Annotated in this window: 5 protein-coding genes and 1 pseudogene; all 6 read right to left on the bottom strand. The window is 68.9% G+C overall.

Going from position 1 to position 8,159, the window contains the following annotated elements; genetic code table 11:
- Positions 1–144 precede the first annotated feature (144 nt).
- A pseudogene (locus tag J7E91_RS25110) lies at positions 145–1,527 on the bottom strand (alpha-amylase family protein); the annotation flags it as partial.
- 409 nt (positions 1,528–1,936) lie between these two features.
- Positions 1,937–2,980, bottom strand: a complete 1,044-nt coding sequence (locus J7E91_RS25105) for a LacI family DNA-binding transcriptional regulator (RefSeq protein ID WP_214908520.1) — start codon at positions 2,978–2,980, stop codon at positions 1,937–1,939.
- Positions 2,965–4,650, bottom strand: a complete 1,686-nt coding sequence (locus J7E91_RS25100) for a glycoside hydrolase family 13 protein (RefSeq protein ID WP_214908522.1) — start codon at positions 4,648–4,650, stop codon at positions 2,965–2,967. The genes J7E91_RS25105 and J7E91_RS25100 overlap by 16 nt, the downstream gene beginning before the upstream one ends.
- Before the next feature lie 94 nt (positions 4,651–4,744).
- A complete protein-coding gene (locus tag J7E91_RS25095; protein WP_251016226.1) occupies positions 4,745–5,623 on the bottom strand; it encodes a carbohydrate ABC transporter permease in 879 nt (292 codons plus the stop codon).
- Positions 5,617–6,627, bottom strand: coding sequence for a carbohydrate ABC transporter permease (locus J7E91_RS25090; RefSeq protein ID WP_214908516.1), 1,011 nt, complete (start codon positions 6,625–6,627; stop codon positions 5,617–5,619). The genes J7E91_RS25095 and J7E91_RS25090 overlap by 7 nt, the downstream gene beginning before the upstream one ends.
- A gap of 19 nt (positions 6,628–6,646) precedes the next feature.
- Complete coding sequence (locus J7E91_RS25085; protein WP_214908515.1) at positions 6,647–7,921, bottom strand: extracellular solute-binding protein; 1,275 nt, start codon at positions 7,919–7,921, stop codon at positions 6,647–6,649.
- Between the last annotated feature and the right edge of the window lie 238 nt (positions 7,922–8,159).

Raw genomic sequence — 8,159 nt, 5'->3', positions numbered from 1 at the left:
ACCGGCCGGAGGGGCGGCCGGGGGCCTGGGGGCTTGCCCCCAGTTCGGGAAGGGGCGGGGTGGGGAACTGCGCCGCAGGCAACCCGCGCCCGGCCCCGCTCGCCCGCACCCACCCCCGCCCCCATACCGGCAGACGCCTCAACCGCACGTCCGTGCGTTCACGTGCAGCGCCACCGCCGTGTTCGCGCCGAGCGTCGCCGTGAACTGGCCGGACGCGTTGACCGTCACCGCCGTGTTGTTCTGCACGTTGCAGTACGTTCCGGCCGCCAGCGACGTCTGGAAGGTCCGGGTCAGCGACCCGGCCTCATGGTTGATCGCCACGTACGCCTTGCCGCCCCGCCCGAACGCGATCTGGTCGCCGCCGTTGTCCCACCAGTTCGTGACGCCTTCCCCACGCGCCGCGTTCCGGAAGCCGACCATGCTCTTGATCTCCGGCCAGTTGTGCTGGCACTTCCACCCGTCGCTCCAGCACGCGTTGACCGCCCCGCCGTTGGGCGGCCCGGCGTCCCTGTCCGACCACTCGTAACCGGAGTGGACATCCGGGGAACCATAGGGCCAGGCCAGCATGAAGACGTTCGCCAGCGTGTAGTTCGCGCCGTCCTTGTAGCTGAGGGTGTCGCCGCCGCGCTCGGTGTCGTGGTTGTCCACGAAGACGGCGGACTTGCCGCTCTCCATGTACCCCCAGCCCTCCCCGTAGTTCTTCAGATACGCGAGGTTCTCGTTGTTGAAGACCCGCTTGAGATCACGCGCGTACCGGAACTCCTGTACGTCCCCCGAGCCCAGGTACTCGCTCGGCGAGACCGCCTCGCCCGCCCCGTAGATCGCCTCGTGCTTCCAGTACACGCCCGGATTGCTCAGCCGGGACTTGATGTTCGCGAGATCCGTGGCGGGCATGTGCTTGGCCGCGTCGATGCGGAAGCCGTCGACGCCCAGCGAGAGCAGATCGTTCAGGTACGTCGCGATCCGGCCACGCACGTAGTCCTCGCCGGTGTCCAGGTCGGCGAGCCCGACCAGCTCGCAGTTCTGTACGTTCCCACGGTCGCCGTAGTTGCTTATCTGGGAGCGGCAGTCGTCCATGTCCGCGCCCGAGTACGTGCCGGGGTAGTTGTACTTCTCGTACGCCGAGCCGCCGGTACCGGTCCCGTTGCCGGCCGCCATGTGGTTGATGACGCTGTCGGCGATGACCTTCACGCCCGCCCCGTGGCAGGCACTGACCATGTTCGCGAACGCGGCGCGGTCACCGAGCCGTCCGGCGATCTTGTAGCTGACGGGCTGGTACGAGGTCCACCACTGGCTGCCCTGGATGTGCTCCTGCGGAGGGGATACCTGGACGAAGCCGTAACCGGCCGGTCCGAGGGTCCGCGTGCACTCCTTGGCGATCGAGTCGAACTTCCACTCGAAGAGGACGGCGGTGACGTCTTTGGCGCCCGGCGGGGCGGCCTGCGCCGTCCCGGCGGGGGCTGCCAGGACGGCCGTACCGGCCGTGAGGGCGAGGGCGAGCGCGGCAGAGAAAGGTCTGCGAGCCATTCTTTCCTCCTGCATGGGGGGAGGTGCGGGTGCGACGGTGCAGCCTCGCGCGGCAACGCGCCTTGCCCTCAAGGCTTGAATGTTCTTGCAGCAATAGTTGAAAACTTGCCGCGGGGCAGACCGTACGAGCCCTCACCTGCGCGGTCAACCCTTGTGACGCACTCCGCTAACCTGCGGGAAACCCGCCAGATTTCTTCTTGCAATCTCTTTCGCAAGCAATTGCGAAGCTGCTACGTTCTCCTCGGCTCCGGCCCGGCCGGCCGGGGGTCCCGGTACGTCCGGGCCCCACGCGCCCGACCGGCCGGGTCGGGTACGACAGGGGGACTCCCCGGACCGTCGAATCCCCGCGGCCCTACCTGGGCAGGCCGGGGGCTCCCCCTGCCGCCCCGTCCCTCGGCGGCGCGTTCCGCTAGGCGTACGCGCGCTTCCGCGCCGTGGAACCCCGCACCACCAGCTCCGGCTGGAACACGAACTCCGTACGCTGCACCGGACTTCCGCCCAGCTCCTCCAGCAGCGCGCCGACCGCCGCGGTAGCCATCGCCTGCACCGGCTGGCGCACCGTGGTCAGCGGCGGGTTGGTGAACGCGATCAGCTGCGAGTCGTCGAAGCCCACCACCGACACGTCGTCCGGGACGTCCAGACCGCGCTCGCGCACCGCCCGCACCACGCCCAGCGCCATCATGTCGCTGCCGCAGACGATGCCCGTACACCCCTTGTCGAGCAGCGCGCCGGCCGCGACCTGGCCGCCCTCGACGCTGAACAGGGTGTGCTGGACGAGGAGTTCGGCCTCGTCCCGTGACGTCCGCAGGGTGCTGCCGAGCGCGTCGACGAATCCTTCGCGCTTGCGGCGCGAAGGGACGTACCGCTGCGGGCCGACCGCGAGGCCGATCCGCTCGTGGCCGAGTTCGGTGAGGTGACCGACGGCCATCCGCATCGCGGCGTGGTCGTCCGGTGAGACGAAGGGCGCGCTGATCGCCTCGTTGTAGCCGTTGATGAGGACGTACGGGACCCCGCGCGCCGCCAGCTCGGCGTAGCGCGCGGGGTCCGCCGACAGGTCGGCGTGCAGGCCGGACAGGAAGACGATGCCGCCGACCCCGCGCTCCACCAGCTGCTCGACGAGTTCGTCCTCGGTGACCCCGCCGGGCAGCTGGGTGCAGAGCACCGGTGTGTAGCCGTGCCCTGCCAGGACCTGCTCGACGACCTGGGCGAACGCCGGGAAGATCGGGTTGGTCAGCTCCGGCGTCACCAGACCGATCAGGCCGGCGCTGCGCCGCCGCAGCCGCACGGGGCGTTCGTACCCGAGGACGTCGAGCGCCGCGAGCACCCGCTGGCGCGTGGCGTCCGCGACGCCCGGCTTGCCGTTCAGTACCCGGCTCACGGTGGCCTCACTGACGGAGGCGTGCTCCGCGATGTGCGCCAGCCGCGGCGCGGGGGCGGTCACACCGTCCACCACACCGTGGTGTCGGCGGGGAGGTCGAAGTCGCCGTCGGTGTACGTGACTTCGCCGCTGGCGAGCAGGATGCGGCCGGGGGCGGGGATGCGTACCGCCGCACCGGTCGTGTTGACCGTGCAGACGAAACCCTCGCGAGCGAAGGCGACGACGCCGTCGGGCGCGTCCAGCCAGGCCACGTCCGTGCCCGCCCCGAGGCCGGGGTGTTCGCGGCGTACGGCCAGTGCGGAGCGGTACAGCTCCAGGGTCGAATCCGGGTCGCCGGTCTGTGTCTCGACGCTCAGTTCGCCCCAGCCGGCCGGCTGCGGCAGCCAGCTGCCGCCCGCGCCGAAACCGTGGGACGGCCCCCCGGCCGTCCACGGGATCGGCACCCTGCACCCGTCGCGGAAGCCGTCCTGGCCCTCCGCGCGGAAGAACGACGGGTCCTGGCGGGCCTCGTCGGGCAGGTCGGTGACGTCGGGCAGCCCGAGCTCCTCGCCCTGGTAGACGTACGCCGATCCGGGGAGCGCCAGCATCAGCAGCGTCGCCGCGCGGGCGCGGCGCAGGCCCAGCTCACGGTCGCCGGGGGTACGGATCTGGGTGCCGAGGCCCGGCGGGTTGGCGAACCGGGTCGCGTGCCGCGTCACGTCGTGGTTGGACAGCACCCAGGTGGCGGGCGCGCCGACCGGGCGCATCGCGGCGAGCGATACGTCGATGACCTCGCGCAGCGCGGTCGCGTCCCAGTCCGTGCCGAGGTACTGGAAGTTGAAGGCCTGGTGCAGTTCGTCGGGGCGCACGTAGTTGGCCGTACGCTCGACGGTCGGCGTCCAGGCTTCGGCGACGCCGATGCGCTCGCCCGGGTACTCGTCGAGGATCTGCCGCCAGGAGCGGTAGATCTCGTGGACGCCGTCCTGGTCGAAGAAGGGCGTGCCGTCGTCACCGCTGCCGAGCAGCTTGAGCTGGTCGTGGCTGCCGAGGTCGGGCAGGCCGTCGGCCTTGACCAGGCCGTGCGCCACGTCGATGCGGAAGCCGTCCACGCCCATGTCGAGCCAGAAGCGCAGGATGGAGCGGAACTCGTCGGCCACGGCCGGGTGTTCCCAGTTGAAGTCGGGCTGCTCGGGTGCGAAGAGGTGCAGGTACCAGTCGCCGGGCGTGCCGTCCGGGTTCGTCGTACGGGTCCAGGCCGGGCCGCCGAAGATGGACTCCCAGTCGTTCGGGGGGAGTTCGCCGGCCTCCCCCTTCCCCGGCCTGAAGTGGTAGCGCTCGCGCAGTGCGGAACCGGGGCCCTCCTTGAGGGCGCGCTTGAACCACTCGTGCTGGTCGGAGGAGTGGTTGGGCACCAGGTCGACGATGATGCGCAGGCCCAGGTCGTGGGCGTCGCGGATCAGTGCGTCGGCGTCGAGGAGGGTGCCGAACATGGGGTCGATGGCCCGGTAGTCGGCCACGTCGTAGCCGGCGTCGGCCTGCGGGGACGCGTAGAAGGGGCTGAGCCAGACGGCGTCGACGCCGAGGTCCCTGAGATACGGGAGGCGGCGGCGTACCCCTTCGAGATCGCCCATGCCGTCGCCGTTGCCGTCGGCGAAACTGCGCGGATAGACCTGGTAGATCACCGCGTCACGCCACCAGCCGGTGCCGGTTCCACTGGTGCGGTTGCCACGGGTGGGGGCGGTGGGAGCAGCGAGGTGCTGGGTCATGTCGTCCCTGGAAGTCATGGGGTGGGAGCGGCGCCGGGTCGTGTGTGCCGGCCGGGCGCCGCCGACGTATGGAAGGCGCGTGCGATGAGGGCGGTCAGCCCTTGACGGCTCCGGCGGACACGCCGGTCACCAGGTGGCGCTGGGCGAAGAGGAAGACCAGCGCGGCCGGGATGGCGATGAGGACCGAGGCCGCGGCCATCGGGCCCCACTGGGCGCCGTACTGGTTGACGAACTTCTGGAGGCCGCCCGCGAGGGTCAGGTTCTCGTCGCCGACCATGAAGGCGGAGGCGTACGCCACTTCGCCCCAGGCGGTGACGAACGAGTAGAACGCGGTCACCGCGATGCCCGGCTTGGCGAGCGGCAGGATGAGCCGCCAGAAGGTGCCGAACGGGGTGAGGCCGTCGACCTGGCCCGATTCGTCGATCTCGCGCGGGATGGTGTCGAAGAAGCCCTTCATCATCCAGGCGCAGAACGGCACGGCGATGGTGAGGTAGGTGATCACCAGGCCGACGGGCTGGTTGAGCAGGCCCATGCTCGACATGATGTTGTAGATCGGCACGATCAGGACCGCGACGGGGAACATCTGCGTGATGAGCAGCGTCCACATCAGGCCGCGCTTGCCGGGGAACCGGAAGCGGCTCACGGCGTAGCCGGTGGTGGCGGCGACGAAGACACCGATGACCGTGGTCAGGCCGGCGACGAGCAGCGAGTTCGCGAACCAGGTGAGGAACGGGGTGTCGTTCAGCAGGTTCGTGTAGTTGGCGAGCGTGGTGTCTTTGACGAAGTCCGTGCTCGTCGCGTACGCCGCGGGCTTGAGCGAGGTCAGCAGGACCCACAGCACGGGGAACACAGCGATCACGGACGCCACGACGAGTGTGGCGTGCAGGCCGACCGAGGCCAGCGGGAAACGCCGGCCGCGGAGCGGGGCGTTCGGCGCGGCGGGGGCGGGCGTGGTGGAGGCGGTGGTCACCAGACATCTCCCTGCTTGCGGAGCACTCGCCGGTAGACCGCGGCGAAGAACATCAGGAGGATCAGGATCAGTACGCCCCACGTGGAGGACTGCGCGAAGTCACGCGGGCTGATCTCGAAGGAGAACTTGAACGCCTGGGTGACCAGGATCTGGGTGGCTTCGCCGGGTCCGCCGCGGGTGAGCAGGAAGATCACCGGGAACATGTTGAAGGTCCAGATCGTGCTCAGCAGGATCACGGTGGCGCTGACGGGCCGCAGTCCGGGCAGGGTGATGTGCCGGAAGCGCTGCCAGGCGGTGGCGCCGTCCATCTCGGCGGCTTCGTACTGGGAGCTGTCGATGGACTGGAGGCCGCCGAGGAGGGCGACCATCATGAACGGCACGCCGAGCCAGACGTTGACGGCGATGACCGAGATCTTCGCCATCGTCGGGTCGTTGAGCCACGGCACCGCCTCGATGCCGCCGCCGGCCAGGATCCGGTTCAGGAAGCCGCGGTCCTCGTTGTAGAGGAAGCGCCAGGCGAAGACGGAGACGAAGCCGGGGATGGCCCACGGCAGGATCAGCATCATCCGGTAGAAGGACCGGCCCGCGATCCTGCGGTTGAGGATGTTCGCGAGGCCTAGGCCCAGCAGGAACGTGACGCTGACGCAGGAGACCGTCCACACCAGGGTCCAGCCGAGGGTGCCGAGGAACTGGTCACCGGTGAGCGCGTCGGCGTAGTTGTCGAGCCCCACGAACTCGTACGTCGCGGGCATGTGGTTGACGCCGATGCTGCGCTCGACGTTGCGCTCGTTGGCGTCGGTCATCGACAGGTAGATGCCGCGGATCAGCGGATACCCGATGATCACGCCGATCACGGCCACCACCGGGGCGACCATCGTCCAGGCGTACCAGTGGGTCGAGAGCGATCGCCGGAACTTGCCCGGCGTCTTGCCAGCACCGCGGCTGGGGCCGCGGGCGATGTCGTCGCCCGCGGCCTTCGCCACCGACTGGCTGGTGTGGACAGCCATCAGTCGGCCTGCCTTCCTGTTACTTCCAGCCCTTGAGGAGCTTGCGGTACTGGTCGCCGGTGGCCTTGGCGCCCTTCTCCGGGGTGGTCTGACCGGTGAGGACCTTGGTGTACTCGACCTTCAGCGGCTCGAAGAGGCTGCCGGTCTCCGGGATCCAGGGGCGCTGGACGGCCTTGTCGACGACGGGCTTGAAGAAGCCGACGATCTGGTTGCCGGAGGCTCCCGGCTGGGAGTAGACCGAGGTACGGGTCGGGAGCAGGCTCAGCTCCTTGGCGACCAGGTCCTGGCTCTCGGCGGAGGTCATGTACTCGCTGAAGGCGTACGAGGCTTCGAGGTTCTTGGAGCCCGCGTAGACGGCGAGGTTGTGGCCGCCCTGCGGGGCGCCCTGGCCCTTGCTGCCGGCCGGGACGGGGGTGATGCCCAGATTGGCCTTGTCCTTGAACTCCTGGCCGGCGAAGGTGTCGGCGACGGCCCACGGGCCGTTGATCATCATCGCGACCTTGCCGTCCTTGAACGCCGACTGCATGTTCTCCCAGCCGTCGGTGGCGTCCGTCTTGGCGGCTCCGGAGTCGACCAGTTCCTTGACGACCTTCATGGCCTTGACGCCAGGCTCCTGGTCGACCGTGACGCTCTTGCTCTTGGCGTCGACCAGGTCGCCGCCCTCGCCGTAGAGGAAGGACAGGAACCAGTACGCGTCGTCGCCGCGCAGGTAGAGGCCGGTCTTGCCGGTCTTGTCCTTGATCTTCTTCGAAACGGTCTTCAGCTCGTCGATGCTCTTGGGCACCTCGACGCCGGCGTCCTTGAAGATCTTCTCGTTGTAGAAGAGGCCCATCGAGTCGATGACCTGCGGCACCGCGTACGTCTTGCCGTTGTACTTGGTACTGGCCGCGGCCTGCGGCAGGAAGTCCTTGTCGTTCTTGAGCGCGGCGGTGCCGTCCAGCGGGGCGAGGTAGCCGAGGTCCGCGAACTGGGGAGTCCAGGCGACCTCGGAGCGGATCACGTCGGGGGCGCCGGAGCCGGACTGGGCGGCGTTCTTGAACTTGTTCTGCGCCTCACCGAACGGAACGTTGACGTACTTGACGTCGACGCCCGGGTGCTTCTCCTCGAAGCCCTCCGCCAGCTTCTTGAAGACCTTGTCCTCACTGCCGACGGTCGAGGTGTCCCACCAGGTGACGGTGCCGGACAGCTTGCCCGAAGCCTTCTTGTCACCGGTTTCACCGCTGTCTGTGCCGCATGCGGTCGCCGCGAGCGCCAGGGTCGCGACCAGGGCGGTGGCCGTTATGCCACGTCGCATCTGAACTCCTTCAACTGCCGAACCGCTCCGTCGCGGCGCCGGGTCGTCGAGGAACGTAACAAGGATGAAAGAAGACCGAAAGAGCTTGCGAAGATTTTCCGCAAGAGCAGCCGATCGTTACATCGGCGTGTCCTCACGGTTGCCTCCGAACCCCTTGTCAGACAGGGCGCAGAGGCATTAACGGGTCTGCGGCCGCACCTGCAAGCACTACCGCAAGGACTTGCAGGACTGTTACTTT

The organism is Streptomyces sp. ISL-99 (genome assembly GCF_018614005.1).
Classification (GTDB): domain Bacteria; phylum Actinomycetota; class Actinomycetes; order Streptomycetales; family Streptomycetaceae; genus Streptomyces; species Streptomyces flavidovirens.
Note: the sequence above shows the minus strand (reverse complement) of the source record. Positions and strands in the feature narration are given on the sequence as shown.